General features: G+C 65.7%; 22 protein-coding genes. 13 read left to right on the top strand and 9 right to left on the bottom strand.

Annotated elements, in window-relative coordinates:
- Positions 1-282: 282 nt before the first annotated feature.
- Genes LQ222_RS00840 through LQ222_RS00800 form a run of 9 tightly spaced genes read right to left on the bottom strand, consistent with a single transcriptional unit; the run spans position 283 to position 8,588 of the window.
- Positions 283-2,733 (bottom strand): AAA family ATPase, encoded by a 2,451-nt coding sequence (locus LQ222_RS00840; RefSeq protein WP_230163889.1) that lies wholly within the window; start codon positions 2,731-2,733, stop codon positions 283-285.
- Positions 2,685-3,452, bottom strand: a complete 768-nt coding sequence (locus tag LQ222_RS00835; protein ID WP_230163887.1) for a hypothetical protein — start codon at positions 3,450-3,452, stop codon at positions 2,685-2,687. Before LQ222_RS00835 ends, LQ222_RS00840 begins: the two co-directional genes overlap by 49 nt.
- Complete coding sequence (locus LQ222_RS00830; RefSeq protein ID WP_230163886.1) at positions 3,452-3,844, bottom strand: DUF6511 domain-containing protein; 393 nt, start codon at positions 3,842-3,844, stop codon at positions 3,452-3,454. The genes LQ222_RS00835 and LQ222_RS00830 overlap by 1 nt, the downstream gene beginning before the upstream one ends.
- Positions 3,845-3,850: 6 nt before the next feature.
- Positions 3,851-5,527 carry a DEAD/DEAH box helicase gene (locus tag LQ222_RS00825; protein ID WP_230163885.1) on the bottom strand — a complete coding sequence of 559 codons (1,677 nt, stop codon included), beginning with the start codon at positions 5,525-5,527 and terminating at the stop codon, positions 3,851-3,853.
- A 17-nt stretch (positions 5,528-5,544) separates the two neighbouring features.
- Complete coding sequence (locus tag LQ222_RS00820; RefSeq protein WP_230163884.1) at positions 5,545-6,213, bottom strand: hypothetical protein; 669 nt, start codon at positions 6,211-6,213, stop codon at positions 5,545-5,547.
- 16 nt (positions 6,214-6,229) lie between these two features.
- Positions 6,230-7,096 (bottom strand): ATP-binding protein, encoded by an 867-nt coding sequence (locus LQ222_RS00815; RefSeq protein ID WP_230163883.1) that lies wholly within the window; start codon positions 7,094-7,096, stop codon positions 6,230-6,232.
- Positions 7,096-7,590, bottom strand: a complete 495-nt coding sequence (locus LQ222_RS00810) for a hypothetical protein (protein WP_308071525.1) — start codon at positions 7,588-7,590, stop codon at positions 7,096-7,098. The genes LQ222_RS00815 and LQ222_RS00810 overlap by 1 nt, the downstream gene beginning before the upstream one ends.
- 47 nt (positions 7,591-7,637) lie before the next feature.
- A complete protein-coding gene (locus tag LQ222_RS00805) occupies positions 7,638-7,979 on the bottom strand; it encodes a hypothetical protein (protein ID WP_230163881.1) in 342 nt (113 codons plus the stop codon).
- 33 nt (positions 7,980-8,012) lie between these two features.
- Entirely contained in the window at positions 8,013-8,588 is a 576-nt protein-coding gene (locus tag LQ222_RS00800; protein ID WP_230163879.1) for a sigma factor, read from the bottom strand.
- Positions 8,589-8,843: 255 nt separating this feature from the next.
- Between LQ222_RS00800 and LQ222_RS00795 the strand changes: the two genes are divergently transcribed.
- The 13 genes from LQ222_RS00795 to LQ222_RS00735 all read left to right on the top strand — a co-directional run bounded on the left by LQ222_RS00795 (position 8,844) and on the right by LQ222_RS00735 (position 23,196).
- A complete protein-coding gene (locus LQ222_RS00795) occupies positions 8,844-9,620 on the top strand; it encodes an ImmA/IrrE family metallo-endopeptidase (protein ID WP_230163878.1) in 777 nt (258 codons plus the stop codon).
- Entirely contained in the window at positions 9,617-9,898 is a 282-nt protein-coding gene (locus LQ222_RS00790; protein ID WP_111470928.1) for a helix-turn-helix domain-containing protein, read from the top strand. The genes LQ222_RS00795 and LQ222_RS00790 overlap by 4 nt, the downstream gene beginning before the upstream one ends.
- A complete protein-coding gene (locus tag LQ222_RS00785) occupies positions 9,895-10,584 on the top strand; it encodes a hypothetical protein (protein ID WP_230163876.1) in 690 nt (229 codons plus the stop codon). The genes LQ222_RS00790 and LQ222_RS00785 overlap by 4 nt, the downstream gene beginning before the upstream one ends.
- A gap of 249 nt (positions 10,585-10,833) precedes the next feature.
- A complete protein-coding gene (locus LQ222_RS00780) occupies positions 10,834-11,331 on the top strand; it encodes a DUF2924 domain-containing protein (protein ID WP_230163875.1) in 498 nt (165 codons plus the stop codon).
- Entirely contained in the window at positions 11,328-12,680 is a 1,353-nt protein-coding gene (locus LQ222_RS00775) for a recombinase family protein (protein ID WP_230163874.1), read from the top strand. Before LQ222_RS00780 ends, LQ222_RS00775 begins: the two co-directional genes overlap by 4 nt.
- Positions 12,677-13,075, top strand: a complete 399-nt coding sequence (locus LQ222_RS00770; protein WP_230163872.1) for a hypothetical protein — start codon at positions 12,677-12,679, stop codon at positions 13,073-13,075. Before LQ222_RS00775 ends, LQ222_RS00770 begins: the two co-directional genes overlap by 4 nt.
- Positions 13,076-13,130: 55 nt before the next feature.
- Positions 13,131-16,175, top strand: coding sequence for a BPTD_3080 family restriction endonuclease (locus tag LQ222_RS00765; protein ID WP_230163870.1), 3,045 nt, complete (start codon positions 13,131-13,133; stop codon positions 16,173-16,175).
- A gap of 19 nt (positions 16,176-16,194) precedes the next feature.
- Positions 16,195-19,050, top strand: a complete 2,856-nt coding sequence (locus LQ222_RS00760) for a site-specific DNA-methyltransferase (RefSeq protein WP_230163868.1) — start codon at positions 16,195-16,197, stop codon at positions 19,048-19,050.
- 10 nt (positions 19,051-19,060) lie between these two features.
- A complete protein-coding gene (locus tag LQ222_RS00755) occupies positions 19,061-19,213 on the top strand; it encodes a hypothetical protein (RefSeq protein ID WP_230163866.1) in 153 nt (50 codons plus the stop codon).
- A gap of 11 nt (positions 19,214-19,224) precedes the next feature.
- The gene (locus LQ222_RS00750) at positions 19,225-20,160 is read left to right on the top strand and encodes a winged helix-turn-helix domain-containing protein (RefSeq protein ID WP_230163864.1); all 936 of its coding nucleotides are present in this window, start codon (positions 19,225-19,227) and stop codon (positions 20,158-20,160) included.
- Positions 20,153-21,610 carry a hypothetical protein gene (locus LQ222_RS00745; RefSeq protein WP_230163862.1) on the top strand — a complete coding sequence of 486 codons (1,458 nt, stop codon included), beginning with the start codon at positions 20,153-20,155 and terminating at the stop codon, positions 21,608-21,610. Before LQ222_RS00750 ends, LQ222_RS00745 begins: the two co-directional genes overlap by 8 nt.
- On the top strand, positions 21,607-21,849 hold the full coding sequence (locus LQ222_RS00740) for a hypothetical protein (protein WP_230163860.1): 243 nt from the start codon (positions 21,607-21,609) through the stop codon (positions 21,847-21,849). The genes LQ222_RS00745 and LQ222_RS00740 overlap by 4 nt, the downstream gene beginning before the upstream one ends.
- Before the next feature lie 861 nt (positions 21,850-22,710).
- Positions 22,711-23,196, top strand: a complete 486-nt coding sequence (locus LQ222_RS00735) for a pyruvoyl-dependent arginine decarboxylase (RefSeq protein ID WP_256443974.1) — start codon at positions 22,711-22,713, stop codon at positions 23,194-23,196.
- Positions 23,197-23,307 lie beyond the last annotated feature (111 nt).

Raw genomic sequence — 23,307 nt, 5'->3', positions numbered from 1 at the left:
GGTGAGGGCGGCGACGGCGCGGTTCTTGGCGGAGCTCGCCGTCGCTGCCCGGCATCGGGTGGGGTGGTCCCAGCGGGGGCGGCCCACGCGCCCAACCCGGTCGCCCGAGGTGTGGTGTGCGCGCGCCGATGAGGCGCGCACGCACACCCCCGTAGGGGGTGGGAGCAACACCTAACTCCTCAACCTGGCACAACCCGTTGATCCGAAACGGAAAAAGAGGAGTTAGGTGTGAAGCGGGAGGAGTTAGGGACCTAACTCCTCTGTCCTCCCAAGCCGTTGATTTCATGGCGTTGTTTTCGGGGAGGAGTGAGGAGTTAGGCCTAACTCCTCAGGAGTGAGGTCGTCCAAGACGCCTTCCGGGTAGACCCACACCTCCGGATTTTCGACGTCCAGGCAGTTGCCGGATTGGGGGCATTTGAAGTGGCTGGGCAGGACGCGGCGGGCGCTTGTGGTCACCTCGCCGGTCTGCGGATCCACGGTTTCGACCTCGGGGCCGAAGGTCATGCCCTCCACGCAGAGGTACCCGAACCGCGACCGAACGACGCCAAGGCCGAATTCGGTGCCGTCACGGCGGAACTTCACGAAGCCCTTGGTGGCGAGCACGCTCAACCGCTCGCGGATCGTATGCTTGCTGCCGAGCCCGACCTTGTTCTCGAATTTCTCCGCCAACTGCATGGTGGAGTAGAGCCGGCCTTCAGCTGCCTCATCGAGCAGGATGCCGAGGATCACATCCTGCTTGCGCAGCCGTTCGGCATCGAGCTTGCGCCCGATGTCCTGCCTGACCAGGCGTTCGCCGCGACGATCGAATTCCACCCAGCGGCCCGCGATTTTGTCGACCAGCATCGGCTCGAGGCCGGGGCCGTTGCGGAGCTCGACATGCAACTCGCGCTCGGTCTGCTCCTCATCGGGGCGGAACAGAATAGCGCCCGAGGTGTAGTAGCCGCGCAGTGCGCTGGCGCCGGAGAGCGACAGGAAGGGATCGTCCTTCACCTGCTGCTTGCTGAGCTTCTTCGTGTGGTGGGCGAGGACGATGCCCGCCTCGGGGGCGACCTGGTCGCGCAGCGCCTCGACCCGGCTCTGCAGGAAGAACATCATCGCCGCGTTGTCGTTCTCCCCTTCGCCCGCGGGCCCGCCATCGAAAAGGTTGCGGATGGGATCGATGCAGATGATGTCCGGCGGGGCATCCGGGAAAGCGGCGCGGATTGCCGCGGCCACAAGGGACACGCCCTGGTCGTCGAGCAACATGCGCAGCTTGGGGGTGACGACGAGGGTGTCGCGGGCGCGGGCCACGATCGCGGCGTCGAGCCGGAGCTGCTGCAGGCGCTCGCGCAGGTAGTGGTACTGGATCTCGGCCTGGAGATAGAACACGCGCAGCGGGCGCGGGGCCGTGAAGCGCAGGAACGGCGCGCCGGCGGCGGCATGCACCAGCAGGCTGATCAGGAAGTCTGATTTGCCGACCTTCGGCGCGCCGCCGAGCACCAGCATCCCGCCCGGGGTCAGCAGGCGCGGCCCAATCAGGTCGTCCGGCATGGGGGATTTGTCGTCGAGCAGCGCGCCGAGCGTGTGCGCGGGGATGGCGCTGTGCGGCAGGGCCGCGGCGCGGAGCAGGGGCTGCCCGTTGCGGTCGACGTGCAGGGCCCAGATCGCATCGGCCTCGACCTTGAGGCGGTCCAGCGGCCACGCCGGGCGGAGGCAGGCGGCGTTGTACTGGCAGATCGCCTCCCAGCCCTCATTGCCGGTCATGCGGCCCTCGTGGACCATACGGACGAAGTGGCCGATGGCGGCGCTGGCGCCCTGGAAGCGGGTCCAGGCGTCCTGAGCGCCCTCCCGCACCGGCGTGGTCAGGACCGCATCGAGGCTGGGGCGGGTGGCGCCCTGGGCGGCGGTGGGCGCCTCCAGGCCCGGCATGGTGGGCATGACCGCTACGGCCGCGGTGAAGTCGGGAAGCTCGAACTCTACCCTGGGCCGGTGCTCCCGGATGATGACCCGCCGCTGCACGCCATGCTTCTGGTGGACGGTGCCGGGAACGCGGATCGGCTGGTGAGCGGATCGGAAGTGCAGGTCGCCACCGACCTTCTCCGCGATCTCGCCGCGCAGCGCGCAGAGCCGCGCCAGGTCGTCGCCCTCGGCCGGCTCGGTGAGCCGCCACCAGGCGTGCAGCTTGGCGGCGCCCTCGGCAGTGCGGCCGCCGCTCTCGACCAGCAGGGTCGGCCCCCCGAGGTGGTGGACCAGGTGCGCCATCTTGGCGGTGATGTCGCCGGCATCGAGATCGACCACCACAGTCTGCATCTGCAGCACATGCTCGGCGCGGGCCTGGCCCTGCTCGGCGACAGTGCCGGGGATGACATAGACGGCGCTGCCCTCGCGCGCGGCCCAGGTGGCATAGGCGCTGAGGGATGCGGCGGCGTGCCGATCGGCCGGCACCCAGATGTTGTGCGGCTTGGTGTCGAGGCCTTGGCCCTGGTCGACAAAGCCGCGGACCGGGATCAGCCCGTCGCAATAGCCAAACACGACGTCGAGGAAGGCGGCGATCTGCTCGATGTCCGGCGCGACGTGGCCGCAAGCAGGCAGCGTCGACTGCCCATCGCTGGGAAGCCGATCGACGGCGATCTGCCCACCGGCGGGAATCTCGCTCGCGCTATCGTCCAGCAGCGGCGCGGCATCGTTGAAGTCGCCCCACGCCGTCATGCAGGCAGCGCCCAGCAGCGCTTGGCCCAGGGGCAGAAGCGACACTCAAAGTGATCGGCCTGGGCGGCAACGCGGGGCAGCAACTCGCCGGCATCCGTCGCGGCCAGGATGCGCACGGCCCGGTCCGACATGCGCTGCGCCAGCTCGGCGTTGAACGGCACCAGCTCGTGATGGAGCTCGGCGGTGTCCTTGTTGATGGCGGTGAACAGCGCCGGATTATCCGCCACGCCTGGGACACTGGCGTCCATGTACGCCTGATAGACCGCGATCTGCGCCGCGTAGATCGGCTTGGCCACAGCTACGCCCTTGCTGGACGTCTCGCGCCAGGACTTCGCGTTCATGGTCTTGCATTCCCACAGCGCGGGGAACGCCATGCCAGGGATGGTCGGGCCGCCGGCCAGCACACCATCGACATGGCCGCGGATGCGGCCGCCTGCGACCGAGAAGCCGAACTGCTCGCCATGCTCGCCACCGCCACGGCGCGTGTAGAGATCAAAGCCAGCGCCACGGAGCCAGGCCACGGCCACATCCTCCAGCGCGTGCCCGATCCCAAAGATGCGCAGCAGCCGACCGTCGAAGTCCGCCCCCTCATCCTTCGGCGCCTTTGCGAACTCGAACTGCAGCGCGCGCTCGCAGGCGTGGCCCAGCCGGGAGCCACCCAGATAGTCGCGCGGCGGCGTGGCCGCGTTGGTGGCGACCAGCGCGGCATCGATGGCGGCGTTGACGTGCCCCGAGGTCTGGCTGCGGCTGTTGAGGTCCAGCATCAGAAGGGCGCATCCGCAGCGGTGAGTGGGCGGTGCGGAGCTTGTGCCTGCGCGGCGGTGGCCTGCATCGCATCCTGGAAGCCGCCGACGGCAACCTCGATCAGCGTCAGCACCTGCGGCTCGGTCAGATCGATCAACCGAGTCTGCCAGCCAATCTCGCCCAGGCATTCGCCGAGCGGGCGCATGGTTGCGCGGATGGCTGCCTGTTCCTGTTCAGTGAGATCAACCACGGACGGTGCGCTCCTCGCAGCAAGGGTGGTCCAAAGCGCCTGGCAGGCGATGCCGCAGAAAGAAGCGGTGGGGCGTGGCGGCCGCCGCCGCGTCGGATCGAACCAGCCAAAGCCGCGCGTGGAGCGGCGGCAGATGGCGCAGGGCAGGACGGGATTACGCATGGCTGGTCATGCAGCCTGGCCCAGCGTCGCGGGCTGGGCGTTGCGCACCAGGCTGCGGATGGCCTGGCGGTTAAATTTGAAGGTCAACAGCGCAGATGCCTGGTAGCGCGTCATGCCGAGATCAGCCCTGGCCTCGGGCGGCAGGTGAATCAGCTGGCGCTCCGTCGGCGGCTCGCGCAGCCAGCGGCGGCTCTTGTGGGCGCTCTCGTCGGTCTCGTAGGCGTTCAGCCAGTCGTCCGCTGCGGCCAGCGCCACCAGCCGCTCCCCGATGGAGAGCAGGCGCGGCCGCTCCTCCTTCGCACCGCCGACCGCGTGCCAGGCCCCGTTTAGGAAGAAGATGCCCGCCCAGCCGTTGAACCCATTGGCCAACAGGGCGGCGTCGTCGCCGAACAGGTCGCACCACTGGAAGGCGGAGCGCCGGAGGAGATCGATCTCCGTCATGATGAAGTCGGCCAACGGCGCGGCATCGCGCCCGCGGGGTTCGAAGGCGTGCCCGCAGATCGGGCACTCCATCACCGCGATTGGCACCTCGGCCTCGCAGGAGGGGCAGGTCTTGGTGGGCGGCTCGCCCTCGCCAGGCTGGCTGTCGAGGTCGACGTCCTGTTCCAGGCAGCCGTGGATCTGCGAGGATGTGCCGAAGTCGAGCACGATGCAGTCGCGCTTGACGATGCCGGGATGCTCCATGGGATCCACGGTGCGCAGCCCGCGGCCGACCATCTGGATCATGGTGCATTTGAAGGAGCTGGGCCGCAGCAGCACGACGCAGGAGGTTGGCGGGTGGTCCCATCCCTCGGTCAGCACCGCGACATTCACGACGATGCGCGCCTCGCCCCTGGCATAGGCCTCCAGGACGGAGCGTCGCTCCCCGTTCGGCATCTCGCCGGTGACCACGACGGTGGGGACGCCGGCCGCATTGAAGGCTGTGGCGACGTGCTCGGCGTGTGCGACCGTCGAGCAGAAGGCCACGGTCTGGCGGTTGCCGGCCTTCTCCTGCCAGTGCTTCACCACCGCGTCGGTGACCGGCACCGTGTCCATCACGCGGGCGATCTCGCCCATGTCGAAGTCATCGCCGCTGCGCCGCACGGCGCGGAGCTCGTCCTGCACGCCGACATCGATGATGAAGGTGCGCGGCGGCACCAGGTTGCCGGAGGCGATCAATTCGCCAAGCCGGATCTGGTCGCCGACGTTGGAGAAGACCTGCCGCAGCCCGACCTTGTCGCCGCGGTTCGGCGTGGCGGTGACGCCGTAGATGCGGCAATCGGGATTGCGCTGCCGCGCCCGATCAATGATGCGGCGATAGCTGTCCGCGACGGCGTGATGCGCCTCGTCGATCACCAGCAGGTCCAGCGCCGGCATCGCCTCCAGGTTCGCCTGGCGGGTCAGGGTCGGCACCATGGCGAAGGTGACGTGGCCGCCCCAGGACTTCTGGCCGGCATCCACCACCGAAGTGGAGACGCCCGGGTTCACGCGGCGGAATTTCGCCAGGTTCTGCGCCGTGAGCTCATCCCGATGGGCGAGGACGGCAGCCTTGGCGGCGCTGCCGCCGATATGCTCGCCCACCGCCGCCGACAGCATGATCGTCTTGCCGGCGCCGGTCGGGGCGACGCCGAGGGTGTTGCCGTGCTCGTCGAGCGCACGAAGGCTGCGCTCGACGAAGAGCTTCTGGCGGGGGCGGAGCATCATGCTGGTGCGGCCCTCCCTCAGCGCGCCCAGGCGGGACGCGGATCGGCGCCAGGAGCGGGCTGCTGTGCCGAGGCCGGGAAGGCGCCCTGGTGCATGGCCGGCGCGGCGGGCGGCACCGTGTGCGCGGGCGGGGCGTAGCCCTGTGCCGGCGGGGCATAGGCCGGTGGTGCGTATCCGGCCGGCGCAGCGGTGCGTCCCATCGCCTGCGCGTAATCGCGATGGTCCGGCGTCACCGCCATGCGGATTTCGTTCTTGGTCTCGCCGCCCGCATCGGTGCCGTGCTCGATCTTCGCCACGAACTCGAGGCCGTCCAGATCCGCGAAGCCGCCGATGCGGCGCGCCGCCTGTGCCTGGGGCGAGACATCCTTGTCGGAAATGCCGCGCGCGGAGTTCAGCATCCCGCGCAGGAAGCTGCGGCCCATCCCAGCCCACTCCGGCCCCTTCGGGCTGTAGAGCCCGATCAGCGTGAAGATCTTCCGCTTGGCGTAGGGCCCCTCCAGCACGGTGAACTCGCCATTGAGATAGACGGCGCCGGTGCTCCCGCGCGTGGCGTAGCCGCCCGTCCAGCCCTGGCTCGGATCGTCGAAGCCACCGGGGCGGATGGTGAGGCGGACCTTCGCCAGCGTCCCCTTGGGGATCAGGTTCGGGTTGGACTGGGCGTCGTTGTAGTCATTCCAGGAAGCCATGATGCTTCTCCTCCTGTCAGGTGATGGGGGTGTCGGTGGCGGCGGTGACGAGCGGCGGCGGCAGCGCGAGTGCTGCCGCGGAAGGTGCTGCGGTGCCGCGGATCTTTGCGAAAAGGCGGCCGAGGTCCGGCGGCTCCAGCAGGTCGAGCCGGCCGCTGCGGTCCTTCGCCGGATAGCCCCAGGGGTTCAGCGTCTGGCAGACCAGCGCCCGGAACGGCTGCCCGCCCTGGTCCTTGATCTCTGCCAGCGTCAGCACTTCATCGACGATGCCGGGCAGTTCGAGGCTGGTTTTGCTGCCCTCGATCTGCAGGCTGAAGACGCGGCGATTGAAGTCGTCGAGCTTCTCGTCGAGGATCCCGACGAAGATCACGTTGCGGCCGCGGGCGTGCTGCAGATGCGTGAGCCAGGCGATCATCTCGCGCCCATGCAGCCCGTAGGCGCCGCGCACGTCAGGCTTTCCGGTGCGCTCCGCGAAGGCCTCGGGCTGGCCGCGGCACCACTGAAAGCAGAGACGACCGGCGACGGTGATGCTGTCGATGAACAGCGTGACGTAGTGGTCCATGCGCGCCGGATCGCCGTACTCGCGAACCACCCGCGCATGCTGAGCTGCGGAATAGGGCTGGTCGTCGCGCAGCGCGGGGTTCGGGCCGGCAAGGAACAGCGCCAGGTCGCGGCATTCCTCCCATGTCCGCGGGCGGATCGAAGCGCCCCGCCAGCCCTGCACGGCGAGATCACCCGCCTCGAGATCCATGAAGAGAGTGGTCACGGCGCAGGTGGTGTTCAGAAGCCAGGTCTTGCCCATGCCGGGCTTGCCGAGGATGGCGGCCTTGACGCCGCGCTCCTCGGCCTGCCGCTCGTCGGCGGTGATGATGCGCAGCGCCATCAGCGGCCTCCCTGCAGCGGGATGACGCCCGCGCCATGCGGGCTGTCGCGCAGCGCCGTCTCGGACATGATGGCGAGGCGATACGTGGCGCGGCCGGTGCGGACCGTGCGGGCCGGCTCGAAGGCTGTGCGAATGCGGTCCGGCCAGGCGGTGTAGGCCCGCTCGGAGACCTTGAAGCTGACCTCGACGTATTGGCCCGGATCCTCGCCGCCAGCGCGGATCTGCTCCGACAGGGCAGCGAGCCGCGCCTGATCCCATTCCACCTTCTTCGGCAGATCGACCGCGATCTCCACGGCGCCGTCCTGGAAGCGAACGGTGCCGGTGTCCTTGCCCGCAGCGGCACGGGCGCCGACGGCGCGCTGCTCGTAGCGGAGCGCGATCGCGGCCTCGATCCAGTCCTGCATGCGCTTGGCGGCATCCAGCGCCTCGCGCGCATCGGTCTGCAGCAGCGCCAGATGCTCGGCAGGGAGCGCGATGACGTCGTTCACCGGCATGTGGCGCAGCGCGTCGAGGGTGGGGCGATTGGTGCGGAGCGCGTCCATCACGCGGCCTCCGTGAGCAGCAGCGGCAGGATGGACGACGCATATCGGCGCGGGCGGCGGCGGGCGACGAGGATGTAGGCGTAGTCCTCGTAGCCGTGGCGGCGCTGCACGATGTCGGCCAGGCCGAGCTCGGCCAGCTTCCAGGCGCGTGCCGCCAGGCGCTGCAGCGCGGTGCGCTCCGGCTCGGGCAGGCACTGCAACTGCGGGCAGACCTGCCGGGCGAGCGCGCCGCGGTGGTAGGTGATGCTGTCGCCGGGAGCCGCGGCGCCCAGCCAGGTGCAGAGCGACGCCTCGGTGAGAGGCTTCGACACTGCGCGGATGTCGGTGATGAAGGTGTCCATACTTAGCCCTACCCAGCCCGTCGCCGATCCGTCTCAGGCCGCAGCGGCGATGCCGCCGGCGAGGAGCCGCAGGCGCAGTTCGCGGATGCGGCGGTAGAGGACCGACCGCGGCAGGGGCCCCTGCTGGCCGAGCTCGTGCGGTGTGCTGTGCGTCAGGGCTGCGCAGATGCTGTGGTCGCGCTGGTCGAGGATGGCGCCAGCGCGATCCAGGTCGAGGCGGCGCTCCAGTGCGGACACCGCGTCGGTCTGCTGCCCGCACCACGCCGCATACCCCTCCGATTCGGGGATGATGTCGGCGAGCGTCAGCTCCTCCTCCTGGCCCGGCACTGCGTCATCCAGCGACGCCTCGTGCCGTTCGCGCTTCTCGCGGCGCAGGCGGGTCGCGAGACGGGACGCGCGGTGCCGGAAGCAGACCGTGGCGAAGGCCGCCAACGTCCTGCGCGCCGGATCGAAGCCGCGCAGCCGCGCCAGGAGGTCGAGCAGCATGTCCTGCTCCATGTCCTCCTGCTCATGGCCGGGCCGCCCCAGGGTCCGGCAGAGGCGACGCGCGTAGCGCTCAGCAAGGGGGTGAACGACGTCGAGATCGGCGAGGGAAAGCTCGGTGGGCATCGGGCGTGGCTCCTGGAGGACGGCTATGACGTCCAGAAACAACCACACGACCTGCCGGGGCGAAGAGGCGGAATGGGGCGCAATGGGGAATTGAAGTGTCCTGGGATTTATTCCCCATTGCTAAATCAGCGACTTATGGCCGATTTCGTCGGAATTCAGATGGATAGCCCGGCGATTTCCGCCCCACCCAGGCGGGAAACGCGGCCCCGGCTGATCGCCTGTGGATATCGGGGATAGGCGAACATGAGAGGAACAATGCTGTTGACCAATCGCACAGCAGTTCGTCATGATCCCGGCATGTCCATCACCGTTGAGTACCCGCATCACGCCGCCTCGGGCGCGCCTCGGCCGTTGTCGGCCCAGACCCTCTGGGCCGTCGCCGCGCAGGTGCGCCGCCAGGCCATGACGGAGCATGGTGCATTCGCGCTCCCGCTCGCCGCTCTGGTCGCCGCCACGCGGACAGTGTCGGCGAACGGTCGGGCCATCGTGGTCGCCTGGGAGCTGGACCATCCTGTGCATGATGGCTCCGGGGAGGCCGTGCTCGGCGTCTGCGAGACGGATCCCGACATGCCAGGCACGGCGCTGGTCTCGGTGAATGCGCGCATGGTGGCCGGCCGGCCGGACCTCGCGATCAGCACCGCGGCGCATGAGCTGGGCCACGTCGTGTTCGACGTGCCAGTGGCGCTCGGCGAACCGGCACGACGCTACCGCGCGGTGACGGCCGGCCCGAGCGCGCTGCTCGATCGGACCACCGCGGCCTCCGAGCGCAGGGCGAATGAGTTCATGGGGGCGCTGCTGGCACCGCCGGTGCAACTCCATCTGCGCATGCTGGCGCACGCGCGGTCGGAGCGGCTGCGCACGGTGCACGCGCCGCATCGGGGACGGCAGGGTTGTCGCGTCCTGGCGGCCGACAACCCGCCCGAGGTGATCGAGGGCGTGGTCGCCGCTCTGGCGGGCGACTTCGGCGTATCGGAGCGCTTTATCGCCGTACGGCTGAGCCGCTACGGCCTGGTTCAAGGAGAGCAACGGTGAGCTTTGGATCGGTCATCCGCGAGCGACGGACTGCGCTCGGCATCGGGTTGAACGATTTCGCGGAGCGATTGGAAATCTCGGCGGCCTATTGGTCGCGCATCGAGCGCGACCAGGAGAATCCGCCCCGCGACGAGCTGATAGAGCGCGCCGCCGCCATTCTCGGCGTGCGGATGGATGATCTGTTCGTCGAGGCGCAGCGACTGCCGCCCGACATGCGGAAGGATATGGCCAAGGTTGTGCAAGCGTATCGGCGGTTGCGCTTTGTCGGGAAGGGATGAATGTCGTGGGCGGCCGAATTGTGAGGAAGCCCTGCTACGGGCTGGCCGAGGTCTGTGAACGTTGGGGCGTAAGTGAACTCGACATCGCCAACTTCGCCATCGCTGGCGAACTGACGCTATCGATCGTGGTGGCGCAGCTGCCGCTTGAAGATGGCAGCGTCGAGGAAGTGGATGATGGACATTTCGTCGACATGCCGGAGCGCCGCTTCCGGTTCACCGGCACGCTGGATCTGTGGGCGCACGACGCCTGGCACGTGATGATGACGGGGACGCACGGGGTGAGCGCATTTCGCGCGGAACCGGGCATGTACCGCAGCCTCTGGGTGCCATCGGATGGGGAGGAGCAGTTCCTTGTGCCTCGCGAGCGGCTGGTTGTTCGGCATGCTGAGCGCGAGCGCTTCGAGGCAGAGCAAGCAGCGGCGATAGTCTCGACGGCAACCGTGCCTGTCGTCGCCCGAAATGGCCAGCGCGGGGCGCCGCCGAAATATGACTGGGACGAGTTCTACTGCGAGCTGGCGGTATCGATGCAGATTGACGGCTTCCCAGAAAGCCAAGCAGCCATCGTCCGGCGCATGGTGGAGTGGTTCGCAGCCCGTAATCAGTACCCAGACCAGAGCACCATCAAGAAGAAAGTCGCTTTGCTCTGGCGGCGTTATCACGAGGCTTTGGCGCGCATGCCCGCCTGATTGGGACGGATCGCCGCCGAGGCGGGTAGGGCTAAGTATGAAGCCATCGCCCGTGGGACTGAACGCTCACCTTCCGCCGCACCTCCGCGAGGTCTGCGGCATCCTGGCCAGGGGCCTGGTGCGGCTGCGCAGCCGCGCTGCCGAGGATGATGCGCGGGATGAGGAGATAGCTCGGGGGGCGGGAGACGTTCGCCTTCACTCCACTGGCAGGCAGCGCCTGCATGCGAACCCCAACAGGAAGGGACTCGCATGACCAGACGATCCACCGCCGCACCCGCGGCGGCACCCACCATCCCGAAGATCCCGCCGACGCAGGTGCTGAGCCGCCTCGCCGCGCTGCAGGCTGCGCCCACCGCCATGCTGAAAGACCAATGGCGGGAGCTGTTCGGCAAGGAGCCGCCGCCCTGGAATCGGGCCTACATCCAGAGCCGGCTGGCCTATCGCATCCAGGAATTGGCCTATGGCGGGCTGAAGCCCGAGACCGTCGACCGGCTGGTGGCGCTTGGCGAACAATTGGATGGCGGCAACGCCGTCCTGCGTCGCATCCGCGCCGATAGCCGCCCGCTGGCCGGCACCCGCCTGATCAGGGAATGGCAGGGCGTGCGGCACGTGGTCACCGTGCGCATCGACGACTTCGAGTTCGAGGGGCGGCCGTATCAGTCGCTCTCGGCAATCGCGCGCCACATCACCGGCACGCGGTGGAACGGCTGGACATTCTTCGGATTGCGCGCGCGGGGTGACGCATGACCCGGCGCGCCCGCATCGAGCCGGCCATGCCGGCCACCACGAAGAAGCTGCGCTGTGCGGTCTACACGCGGAAATCCACCGACGAGGGGCTGGAGAAGGAATTCAACACCCTCGACGCGCAGCGCGATGCTTGCGAGGCATACATCACCAGCCAGCGGGCCGAGGGGTGGCTGCTGGTCCGCGATCGCTACGACGATGGCGGCTTCTCTGGCGGCACGCTGGAGCGGCCGGCGCTGCAACGCCTGCTTCGTGACATCCAGGCCGACCTGGTCGATGTGATTGTGGTCTACAAAATCGATCGCCTCAGCCGCTCGCTGATGGATTTCGCCAAGCTGGTGGAGGTGATGGACGCGCATGGCGTGACCTTCGTGTCGGTCACACAGTCGTTCAATACGACCACCAGCATGGGGCGGCTGACGCTGAATATCCTGCTCAGCTTCGCGCAGTTCGAGCGGGAGGTCATTGGCGAGCGGATCCGCGACAAATTCGCGGCCTCCCGCGCCCGTGGCATGTGGATGGGGGGCAAGGTGCCGCTCGGCTACGACGTCGTAGCCAGGAAGCTGATCGTGAATGAGGACGAGGCGCCGCGGGTGCGTCGGGTGTTCGATATCTTCGCCGAGACGGGCTCGGGCATGGAGACGGTGAAGCGCCTTCGAGAGGAAGGCCTCACCAGCAAGGTGGGCCGCCCGCTCGACAAGGGCGATGTCTACAAGCTGCTGAACAACCGGACCTATGTCGGCGAGGCCGCGCATAAGGGAAACATTTATCCTGGCGAGCACCAGGGCATCGTGCCGCGGGAGCTGTGGGACCGGGCGCATGCCGTGCTCCAGGTCAGCCCGCGGGTCCGCGCCAACCAAAGCCGCGCGCAGACGCCGGCGCTGTTGAAGGGGCTGATCTTTGGCACCGACGGTCGGGCTTTGTCGCCGACCCACGCCAGAAAGAACGGCCGCCTCTACCGATACTACGTGGCGCAGCGCGTGCTGAAGGGCGACGCCGCCGGCGACGACACCATCGTGCGCCGGGTATCGGCAGCGGAGATCGAGGCGGCGGTGGTCGATCAGGTGCGGGCTCTGCTGCGGCAGCCGGAGATCGTGGTCGGCACCTGGCGCGCGGCGCGCAGGGACGCGCCGGACCTGACAGAGGGCGAGACGCAGGATGCGCTGCATCGGCTCGACCCGCTGTGGGAGCATCTATTTCCGGCGGAGCAGGCGCGAATCGTAAGGTCGCTGGTGGAGCGGGTAGTGGTCGGCCCGGCCGGCGCGGACATTCGGCTGCGGCTGGACGGGCTCGGCGGCCTCGTCCGCGATCTCACCGCCATCTCACCGAGCGCCCAGAGGGCCGCAGCATGACGACCGCGACCAGCGTCACGGTCCGGGTGCCGCTGGCCATCCGACACCGGCCGGGCAGGAAGACCGTCGTGACGCCGATAACCGATGGGATGGCGCCGGTCACAACGCGGGCCGACCCCACGCTGGTGAAGGCGCTGGCACGGGCGTTCCGGTACCAGCGGATGCTGGACGAGGGACGCTACGCGTCCATCAGCGAGATGGCAGACGCCGAGCGAATCGAGCGCGGCTACCTCGGCAGCCTGCTCCGCCTGACCCTCTTGGCACCCGACCTCGTAACCAACGCCCTCGACGGTCGGCATATGCCCTCGGTCGCCCTGGCCGCCCTGTTGGAACCATTCCCTTTATGCTGGCGGGGCCAGAGCGAATTGTTCGGACATGGCGGGTCGGGAAAGTAACGGCCCCGGCCACATGGCCATTATGCGAAAGCAAAGTCCGTGGCATCTTCGGGGCGTGACAGGCCCCGTGATCGACAACCCGATTCTCAATAGCCCCTTCGCGGAACCGTCCCGCCATTGGGAGCTCGACGAGAACGGCATCCCCACCGGCACACCGGCCCCCGGCCGGCGTCGTAGCGAATTCATCGTCCCCGTCCCCCCGCCCAAGCATAAGGTGAAGGCCCAGGCGGCGCTCGACCTGGAAGACGAATACGGCAAGCGCCAGCCAAACGACTATATCAATGAAATCAGGACCAAGGTCGCCCAATGGCGCTCCCTCGGAGAGCAGGGCCTGCGCCCTCTCACACCCGTCACCGCCCGCCTGCTGCGCCACTGGCGCGAACAGGGTCGCACCCGCCCGCTCTTCTTCTGCCAGGTCGAGGCAGTCGAGACCGCCATCTGGCTGACCGAAGTCGCCCCCCGTGCCGAGACCGAGCGCCTGCGCACTCTGAATTCGGAGGCCAATCCGGACCTCCTGCGCATCGCCTTCAAGCTGGCCACCGGCGCCGGCAAGACCACCGTCATGGGGATGCTAATCGCCTGGCAGACCCTCAACGCCGCGCGCACGCGCAACTCGACCCGCTTCACCGACGCCTTCCTGATCGTGGCCCCCGGCCTGACGGTGAGGGACCGCCTGCGGGTGCTCCACCCGTCCGACCCGTCCAACATCTACGCCGCCCTCGACATCGTGCCGCGGGAGCTGCGCGACGACCTCCAGCGCGCCCGGATCGTCATCACCAACTTCCACGCCTTCAAGAAGCGCGAAACGCTCGAGGCACCGAAGCTGGCGAAGGAAATCCTGGCTGGCCGCACCGGCAAGGTCGAGCGCCCTGAAACCGATGGCCAGATGGCGCAACGCATCTGCAAGGACCTGCTCGGCCGCAAGCGCATCATCGTCATCAATGACGAAGCCCACCATTGCTATCGCCAGAAGGTCGGCGCGGCGGATGACGCCAGCGCGAAGCTCGACGCCGAAGGTAAGGCCGAGGCCAAGAAGAACAACGCCGCCGCCCGCCTCTGGATCAGCGGTATCGAGGCCCTGCAACGCGTGGTCGGCCAGCCCGTCCTGGTCTACGACCTTTCGGCCACGCCCTTCTTCCTGCGCGGCTCAGGCTACCCCGAGGGCACGCTCTTCCCCTGGGTCGTCTCCGACTTTTCCCTGATCGACGCCATCGAATGCGGCATCGTGAAGGTGCCGCGCGTGCCGGTGCAGGACCTGCCAGGCGCCGACGAGCCGGTCTATCGCCACGTCTACCGCTACATCCAGGAACATTCGGATGTGAAGCTGCCCAAGGCTGGCCGCGCCAAGCAGGGCAAGCAGCTCACGCCCGACCAGCTTCCCTCCCAGCTCACCGGCGCGCTCCAGGCGCTCTACGGCCACTACCGCCAGGTCTTCGAGAACTGGGCCAGCCGCGGTGGCAGCACGCCGCCCGTCTTCATCGTGGTGTGCAACAACACCGCGACCTCCAAGCTCGTGCACGACTGGATCGCAGGGTACGAGCGCATCGAGACCGACGCCGAGGGCGCCGAGCGCCGCGTCATCGTGCCCGGCAACCTGCCGCTGCTCTCCAATGTCACCCAGGCCGGCATCGGCCAGAGCAGCATGGTGGAGCGCCCCGTCACCATCCTGATCGACAGTGAGGAACTCGAATCCGGCGAGGCCCTGTCGGACAACTTCCGCAAGCTGGCTGGCCCCGAGATCGACGCCTTCAAGCGCGAGCTCCGCGCCCGCGGCAGACACGCAGACGCCGAGACCGTCACCGACAGCGACCTGCTGCGAGAGGTGATGAACACCGTCGGCCAGCCCGGCCGCCTGGGCGAGCCGATCCGCTGCGTCGTCTCCGTCTCCATGCTGACCGAGGGGTGGGACGCTCGCACCGTCACCCATGTGCTGGGCGTCCGTGCATTCGGCACGCAATTGCTGTGCGAGCAGGTGATTGGCCGAGCGCTGCGCCGCGTTTCCTACGACCCGGTCGGCGTGGATGACGCCGGCAACGCCATGTTCGCGCCGGAATATGCCGAGGTCCTGGGCATCCCCTTCAGCTTCGTGCCGGCCAATTCCAAGGCCGACTACACCCCGCCGAAGAAGACCACCCAGATCCATGCCGTGCTGCCGGAGCGTGCGGCGCTGGAAATCCGCTTCCCCCGCGTGATCGGCTATCGCACCGTGCTGCCGCCCGGCCGCATCACCGCCGCCTTCACCAACGAGAGCCGCCTTGAGATCGATCCGACGGACGCGCCGCCCGAAGCCGTCAGCGCCGCCATCATCGGCGCCGAGCACACGCTGACGCTGAACGACCTGCGCCACCAGCGCGACACCACCATCGCCTTTCACCTGGCGGGCCACACGCTGCGCACCTGGTTCCGCGACAGCGAGGACCACCTGAAGCCGTGGCTGTTCCCGCCGCTGCTCACCATCACGCGGCGCTGGATGGCAGAATGCCTGACCTGCATCGGCGGTACCTTCCCGGCCTACCTGCTTTGGCGCGACATCGGCGACAAGGCCGCGGAACGCATCTTCCGCGCCTGCACGCCGGAAGTCGCTGGTCCCGGCACGCTTCGGCCGATCCTAGACCCCTACAACGAGGCCGGCAGCAGCCGTCATGTCAGCTTCGCCACCACCAAGACGAATTTCTGGACCCCCGACGCGCAGAAATGCCAGGTCAACCTGATCGTCTGCGACGAGAATTGGGAGGCCGCGGCCGCGCAGGCGCTGGACGGCATGCCGGAAGTGCTGCGCTACGTGAAGAACGACCGGCTGGGCTTCGAAGTGCCCTATGTGGATGGCAGCACCGAGCGCCACTACCGGCCCGACTTCATCGTGGTGGTGGATGACGGTCGCGGCCCGGATGATCCGCTGCACCTCGTGCTGGAGGTGAAGGGCCGCCAGACCGCGCAGGACGACGCAAAGCACGACACCATGCGCAAACTCTGGGTGCCGGCGGTGAACGCGCTGGGGCGCTTCGGCCGCTGGGATTTTTGCCGGGTGGATGGACCCTATGGCGTGGATGAGATCATCCGGCGGCGGCTGAACGCCGACGCTCTCTCACGCGCCGCCTGAACCCGGAAGACAGCGCAGCATGGCCCGCCCGAAGAAGCTCAAACCCGACGCACCCGCCACTGAGGTGGAGACGCTCGTCCACCCCGCCGATATCGCGCGCAAGAACATCCCGACCGCGGAGACCGCGGCGCTGATGGCGGAGGAGGAGGCGCGGGCGGAACCCAAGCTCTATCCGCGAAACCCGGACCTGGATCCGCAACTGGTCTGGCGCGGGAAGGATGCGCAAGACAGCGCACCGCTGCGCGTCGAGACGGTGCCCATCTACATCCAGGAGAAGCTGTATCCGGAGGCGCTGATCCGCGACCTGCAACGTGTCTCGGCGAAGGAAGCGGCTCCGCAGGCCGATCTGTTCGGCAGCTTCGACCGCATCACGGATGAGGCGGCGCGGCTCGAGTTCTACCAGCACGCCGAGAACTGGTCGAACCGGATGATCCTGGGCGACTCCCTGCTGGTGATGAACAGCCTGGCGGAGAAGGAAGGTCTTCGCGGCCAGGTGCAGATGATTTTTCTCGATCCACCCTATGGAATCAAATTCAGCAGCAACTGGCAGCCGAGCACGCGCACGCGCGATGTGAAGGAGGGCAAGCCCGAAGGGCTGTCGCGCGAGCCAGAGCAGATCAAGGCCTTCCGGGACACCTGGAAGGATGGCATCCACAGCTATCTGGCATATCTCCGAGATCGACTGGCTGTAGCGCGGGAGCTATTGGCCGAAAGCGGCAGTATCTTCGTTCAGATCGGCGACGAGAATGTCCATGTTGTGCGTAGCCTTCTCGACGAAATTTTCGGGCCAGCCAACTTCATCGGACAGATCGCTTATCAAAAGACCACCGGTGCGACCTCTGATTTTCTCGGCGGCACGCTCGACTACCTGCTGTGGTTTGGAAAGAACCGTCAGCAAGCGAAATTTCGCGCCATGTACAATCTGAAAACAGCCGGCGAAGAGGGTGCGACCAAGTATCGCAAGTTGATCCATCTCGATGGAGCGCGGAGACCTGCCGCAGAGGGCGAAGTCTCGGGTGCGACGGCGCTCCCAGATGGCTGGAAGTTGTACACCGACGACAACCTCACCAGCCAAAGCGCCGGCCGCGAAAAAGGAGAAGGCGCAGCGTCCTGGTTTGAAGTAAAACATGACGGCCGAAGTTTTCTTCCGACGATGCAATCCCGTTGGAAAACCAACGAAGCTGGGATGGGCCGTCTCCAGGCCGCTGGCAGGCTTGAGCCTGCGCGGAACATACTGCGCTACGTGAGGAAGCTGGATGATTTTGCCGCAGTCGAGATCAACGATCTCTGGCGGGATATCGGCGGCATCCAAAGCCGAAGCGATCCGAAGGTGTACGTGGTCCAGACGTCCACTACGGCAATTGAGCGCTGCATGCTCATGACCACCGATCCTGGTGACCTCGTCTTCGATCCGACCTGCGGTTCCGGCACCACCGCCTTCGTCGCCGAGCAATGGGGCCGCCGCTGGATCACCACCGACACCTCCCGCGTCGCCCTGGCGCTGGCACGCACGCGCCTCATGGCCGGGCGATTCCCCGCCTACCTGCTGCGCGACAGTCGTGAGGGCGCAGCGAAGGAGGGCGAGATCACCGGCCGCCCACCCGAGGAAGGCCCCTTCCGCCACGACATCCGCCAGGGCCTGGTGCTGGAGCGCGTGCCGCACGTCACGCTGAAATCCATCGCCAACAACGCCGAGATCGATGTCATCCACGCCAATTGGGCGCCGAAGATCGAGGCCGCGCTCGCTACCCTCAACGTCGCTCTCGGGACAAAGCATGCGGAGTGGAAGGTTCCCCGCAACCTGCCCGAAGACGCGAAACCGGCGGTGCAGGAGGCGCATGCGGCATTCTGGGCCACTCGCCGCGCTCGGCAGGCGGAGATGGACGCCTCCATCGCCCGGAACGCCGATACCGAATTCCTGCACGACCGGCCCTACACGAAGAAGAACGCCGTCCGCGTCACCGGCCCGTTCACGGTGGAGAGCCTCTCGCCCCACCGCGTCCTGCCCGCGGATGAGGAAGACCAGGCGGTGATGGAGGCGCTGGCGCAGGAGGCGGGTGAGCCCGTGCCCGAACGCCGCCCGCTCCGCACCCGGCCCGACACTGGCGATGACTTCGTGACCGCCGTGTTGGACAACCTGCAGAAGGCCGGCGTGCAGAACACGAAGAAGGATGAGCGCCTGACCTTCGCCACGCTGCGCCCCTGGCCGGGCGGCAGTCGCGTCTCGGCCGAGGGCGAGTACGAAGAAGCCGGCGTGAAGAAGCGTGCCGCGATCGTCATCGGCCCCGAATATGGCACCGTCGGCCCCGACCTGGTGCGCGAGGCCGCGCGCGAATGCCGCGACTGGGCGGACAGCATGGTGGTCTGCGGCTTCGCCTTCGACCCGCAGGTGGGCGACAGCACCATGAACCTCGGTCGTCTCGTGGTGCTGAAGGCGCGCATGAGCCAGGAGCTGCGCGCCGCCGAAGCCTACAAAGCCGGCGGCGGCAACCTGTTCGTGGTGTTTGGCGAGCCGGATATCGCGCTCGACCAGGCCGACGGTGAATGCGTCGTGCGCCTGAAGGGCGTGGACATCTTCGACCCCACCACGGGTGAGGTCCGTTCCTCCGGCCGAGTCGAGGATGACGTTGCCTGCTGGTTTGTCGACACCGACTATGACGGCGACAGCTTTTTCGTCCGCCATGCCTACTTCCTCGGCGGCAAGGACCCCTTCGAGAAGCTCAAGACCGCGCTGAAGGCCGAAGTGGACGAGGACGCCTGGGCGAGCCTCTACCGCACCGAAAGCCGCCCCTTCGCGAAGCCGAAATCGGGCCGGATCGCGGTGAAGGTGATCAATCACTATGGGGATGAGGCGATGCGGGTGTTTCGGCTGTGAGGAGCAGCAGATGCAGCTTGAGAATGAATGGGCGGTGTCCGCGGGCCTGCTTGGACACATGGCATCGTCTGGTCCTTCGAATCACCAGACACCTTTTGCCTCGGCGGGGTTTTCGGCCGTGCGCAATGAATTGAGCACGGCCGCATTTTTTGCTTTCTACTGAGGGGATGCCTAGTGGATGCCTACCTTGATATTGCTGTGACCATACTGCGGGCGGAAAGGCGCCCGCTGAGTTCGCACGCAATCCTTGCGGAGGCTCATCGGGCAGGGCTAGTTCCGCCTACCCTCTACGGGAAGACACAGCACAAGACCCTTGGAGCCCGGATCAGCGAAGACATCCTGAGCCATCGCGACCGGAGCCGGTTTTTCCGCACCGCACCAGGCCGTTACTTTCTGCGCGAGTTTCTGGAAGATCCCTCCATTCCGAATGAGCATCGGCAACCCTTTCCTGCTCGGCGACGCATTCGAGAACTCTCGCGCGGCCCAGCGCTCGCGGTCACCGAAGAATCGGTGCGCGTAAGGCTCCAAGACAGTAAGACGCCGTCCACAAACAAAATATTAAATTTACTGAGAAAGCAACACCGCGCCTATCTGGACCCAAAGAAGGCGCCAAATGCTTTATTTGTTCGATCATTCGTTTGTGTGTGTCGTGGCTCTAGTGTCCTTAGCTACCGCCTCGGTCGCTATCGAGATGATCGAGACACGTTTATGCACAAGCGCTCGATCGGATTCACCACACTGATTCATGTAGACGAACATACTTTGTTCAACGTTGGCGATATGGGTATTGTCGAAGCGGGTATCAGGGCTGTCAAAATCGATCTCGACATCCCCCCCGCGGTTGCCGAAGAGAACGCGGCTTCGGACGAAGCAGAATTGCGGAAATTTGTATGGGTAAGCCATGTGGACGGGCGAAGCGATCTCCTGGCGATCATCAGGTATGGGTGCCCGCAATGGTTCGAACCAGTGAAACGCAGGCTGGCTCTTAATGATATTGAATGGATAGACGTTCACGGGATAAACAACATCGAGGACTATGATCCATGGTCCAGATGTGTGCTTGAATCGTATAATCGTGTAGCAATATTTGCAGAATCGCGGCGTGGTTAATTTCGCACGATATATTGATCGTGATGTGGGCGCATATCTCAAGGCGCAACTAGAAACTGGCGATGCTATTCGTACAAAGCGCGCGCTGCAAGAAATATCGAAGCTTTACCGCGGCGGTTACCGAATTATACAAGACCAGTTGATCGGCGTAGAAATTGCGATCGTCGGGCTCCTTATGTCCAGCCACGACACGAAGGTCCGTCGTTGGGCACTGAACACGCTGGCACAGCTGGGTCGCGAGCAGTCGTGCAAGGGCGCTATCCTTCACGCGCTTCAAGCTTATCACGCCGATGCTGAGGTGCTGGCCGCGGCCATCGCCGCTCTCTATCGCCTTTGCAGAGAAGCGGGCACGGAGCTTCGGAGGATGGGGTTTGATGAGCAGACGGTAACTCTGGCGGCGCTTCAACATGTTCCGGCCGCTAAACTGAATCTCTCTTGCCTGCCCGTCCGCCCTGATCAGGCCAACTCAGAGTTGATCAAGCTCGGGCTCATTGTCGTCGGTCTCGATCGAGCGCCAGCAAACATGTTCGAGCCGAATCATGAAAACGCGGCCATCGTACGCGCGCTTGGCGGGCACCACGACCCGATCGTCTCGCAGTATTCGGTGTGGGCAATCACGGAAAATTCTTCTCTGGGTGTCGCTGATCTTGGCATTGACCTAAAAAATATTGAGCAACTTCCTGCTAACGTCCGGGCTTGGGTATTTCAACTTCTGGCTATGGAAGCGTCATCAACGGGCGCTGACAGCGACTACATCACGGCTGGGATCGAAGACCGGAGCCCGGAAGCGCGACTGGGCCTCGCCGTGGGGCTCAAGGACAGCTTCTCGCCATCCCTGGTGCCTCAGATCCTGGAATGGTTCACGCGGGAAATGGACGCCGAGATCAGATCACAAATCGTCGATCACATTGTCCGGCAGGCGGAGCGCAGTGAGGCATACTGGCAGCATGCAGTGGACGCTTTCGAGCGAGGGAGGCCTGAAGAGAGAGACCGGATGCTTGCTGCCGCGGCAGGGTCGAAACTGTATTCAAGGCTCAGCCAGATCAAGTATAGTGGTGGGGGAATGGACCTCTTTAGAGGAGATAATTTTGTGCAGAATAACAATTTTCACATTGGCAACATACAGGCTGGTGCGGTTGCCATAAATGGCGGTGAAGCCAAAGCCAGTGATACCACGAACACATATAACACACAGACCATCGAGTTGATTCAGTCGCACCTCAATGATGCGGAGCGCGAAATCAAGGGCAGCGCGGCTGACGTTGAAACAAAAAAGGAAGCCTTGGCAGCGATCGACATCGCCAAGAAGGAGCCCACAAAGGACAACCTCGGGCGGGCCGTCGCTACGATCGAAAAGGTTGAAGCCGCAGCACAGAAGACGCTTGGGATAGGGACAGCTCTTGCTGGAATAGGCCGGCTAATCGCACGAGCGTCAGGCTTCGGTGGATGATGGTGATCGAGCAGCAACCCGCGCTTTCGGCAGCATTCACGCCGGGGCAAACTCTTCGATTCAGCTACAGGAACTGGCAGGGCGAGCTCGCCATCCGGACCGTGCGGGTGATTCGCCTCTCCTATGGCTCGACCGAGTGGCATCGCGAACCGCAGTGGCTGCTGGAGGCTCTCGATGTTGAAAAGGGAGCGGTAAGAATGTTCGCAGTCCGCGACATGACCCCCGTTCCCGAACGCTGACCGAATCCGCGGCGCCGATTTTGCTCCGGGTATGCTTCGCCAGGCGATCAGCTTGCGGAAAGCCCCCCGAACCTCAATCCAAAAAACAGTCTGATTTCAATGGTGTAAAGCTTGAGGGTTAAATCGCCATACCCCCAAGCTTCGGAGACTTCGGGGCCTCCGGAGACCGATTTTCGAAGTCGTTCCGTTCTCCAACCCCCAAGCCAAGGCAGCAAAACCCCAGGAAACCTGCGGTTCTCGGCGCCATCGACGCGTGGGAAATGTGAGGTTGGGAAACCGACTGGAGCAGCGGTGGGAACCGGATTCCAACCTTCTCTGGGCGCCGGGAGACCGGCCGGTGTTGGCGGATGAAGGAGGTCGTGCCCCGTCGCGTGGTGTGGGGCAGCCAGAGCCCGGGACGCGAAGCGAATCCCCTGGCTGAGCGGAGCGGGGCGCCGCTTGGCTCTGGCCGTCCAACACCACCACCTGGGACACGGAATTTGACCCTGTTCGTGGAGTTACGGGTGCCAAATCAAATTGGGCAGCAGCGCCGCCGACTGTGCCCTCTGCAAAAGGGTTCTTGGCCCGGTAAGCACAGCGATGGTTGTCAGCGTCGTCGATGCGATTATTATACAGCCTGGTCACAGCGATTGCGGGAAGGATGACGAGGATCACACGGCGGTACAACCTATGGGAACTGCCGCCTACGATCTGCTATGTATGCAAGGCATTGATGTGGCCGGAGACAGCACATGGCCTTCTCCTTATCCATCAGCTCCACCAGCGCCACGGGCGTTCCGGCTGGCTGGCAGTGGACGATGACGACGCAGTATTAACCCAAGGCAGCATAATTCTTACCGCGTGTTCTCAAGAGGTTGTGCCATGAACTCGCTACCATTTGGTCCAATCGTGATAGCGCGCGGAGTGGGTCGCGGGCCGACCGAAATGGCCGCATTCGATGCCGCGCTGCGCGATGCGGGGGTGGCTGATTACAACCTCTTGTACCTTTCGTCGGTAATCCCGCCTGGTAGTCGAATCGAACGTCGGCGCTGGACGACACCGCCGGAACATTGGGGCCAGCGGCTGTACGTTGTGTTGTCGCAGATGCGCGGCTCGCAGTTGGGCGAGATCGTGCATGCTGGCATCGGCTGGGTGCAGCACGCGCAAGGCGGCCACGGCCTTTTCGTCGAGTTGCACGGCAGTGATCGCGAGCGCCTTGATCGGGAGCTGGCACTCACACTGGGAGCGATGCAGCAGGGTCGCGGTATCGATTTCGACCGAGTAAATAGTGAGATCGCCAGCGCCGTCTGTGAGGGGCAACCTGTGTGCGCATTGGTGGTGGCAGTGTACGCTATACAGTATTGGTAGTTCGTTGTGGCAATAAATGTGGTTTATTATTGTCATTTTCTCGACCGTCGACATGGATCATCGGGTTAGCCATGATAGGCGGCATTGCGTTGTTCCCAAACGAGACTTGTG

This window comes from Roseomonas sp. CECT 9278, from assembly GCF_918698155.1.
In the GTDB taxonomy this organism is placed as follows: domain Bacteria; phylum Pseudomonadota; class Alphaproteobacteria; order Acetobacterales; family Acetobacteraceae; genus Neoroseomonas.
The sequence above is the reverse complement of the archived record's forward strand: the minus strand, read 5'-3'. Positions and strand labels throughout refer to the sequence as shown.

Bases quoted from the DNA above. Each gene is read 5' to 3' on its own strand.
- LQ222_RS00805 (WP_230163881.1), bottom strand. From the start codon at position 7,979: ATGGACACCTTCATCACCGACATCCGCGCAGTGTCGAAGCCTCTCACC.
- LQ222_RS00740 (WP_230163860.1), top strand. From the start codon at position 21,607: ATGATGGTGATCGAGCAGCAACCCGCGCTTTCGGCAGCATTCACGCCG.
- LQ222_RS00770 (WP_230163872.1), top strand. From the start codon at position 12,677: ATGACGACCGCGACCAGCGTCACGGTCCGGGTGCCGCTGGCCATCCGA.
- LQ222_RS00815 (WP_230163883.1), bottom strand. From the start codon at position 7,096: ATGGCGCTGCGCATCATCACCGCCGACGAGCGGCAGGCCGAGGAGCGC.
- LQ222_RS00775 (WP_230163874.1), top strand. From the start codon at position 11,328: ATGACCCGGCGCGCCCGCATCGAGCCGGCCATGCCGGCCACCACGAAG.
- LQ222_RS00780 (WP_230163875.1), top strand. From the start codon at position 10,834: ATGACCAGACGATCCACCGCCGCACCCGCGGCGGCACCCACCATCCCG.
- LQ222_RS00825 (WP_230163885.1), bottom strand. From the start codon at position 5,527: ATGATGCTCCGCCCCCGCCAGAAGCTCTTCGTCGAGCGCAGCCTTCGT.
- LQ222_RS00835 (WP_230163887.1), bottom strand. From the start codon at position 3,452: ATGCTGGACCTCAACAGCCGCAGCCAGACCTCGGGGCACGTCAACGCC.
- LQ222_RS00795 (WP_230163878.1), top strand. From the start codon at position 8,844: ATGCTGTTGACCAATCGCACAGCAGTTCGTCATGATCCCGGCATGTCC.
- LQ222_RS00785 (WP_230163876.1), top strand. From the start codon at position 9,895: ATGAATGTCGTGGGCGGCCGAATTGTGAGGAAGCCCTGCTACGGGCTG.
- LQ222_RS00810 (WP_308071525.1), bottom strand. From the start codon at position 7,590: ATGCCGGTGAACGACGTCATCGCGCTCCCTGCCGAGCATCTGGCGCTG.
- LQ222_RS00760 (WP_230163868.1), top strand. From the start codon at position 16,195: ATGGCCCGCCCGAAGAAGCTCAAACCCGACGCACCCGCCACTGAGGTG.
- LQ222_RS00755 (WP_230163866.1), top strand. From the start codon at position 19,061: ATGCAGCTTGAGAATGAATGGGCGGTGTCCGCGGGCCTGCTTGGACAC.
- LQ222_RS00830 (WP_230163886.1), bottom strand. From the start codon at position 3,844: ATGCGTAATCCCGTCCTGCCCTGCGCCATCTGCCGCCGCTCCACGCGC.
- LQ222_RS00735 (WP_256443974.1), top strand. From the start codon at position 22,711: ATGAACTCGCTACCATTTGGTCCAATCGTGATAGCGCGCGGAGTGGGT.
- LQ222_RS00800 (WP_230163879.1), bottom strand. From the start codon at position 8,588: ATGCCCACCGAGCTTTCCCTCGCCGATCTCGACGTCGTTCACCCCCTT.
- LQ222_RS00820 (WP_230163884.1), bottom strand. From the start codon at position 6,213: ATGGCTTCCTGGAATGACTACAACGACGCCCAGTCCAACCCGAACCTG.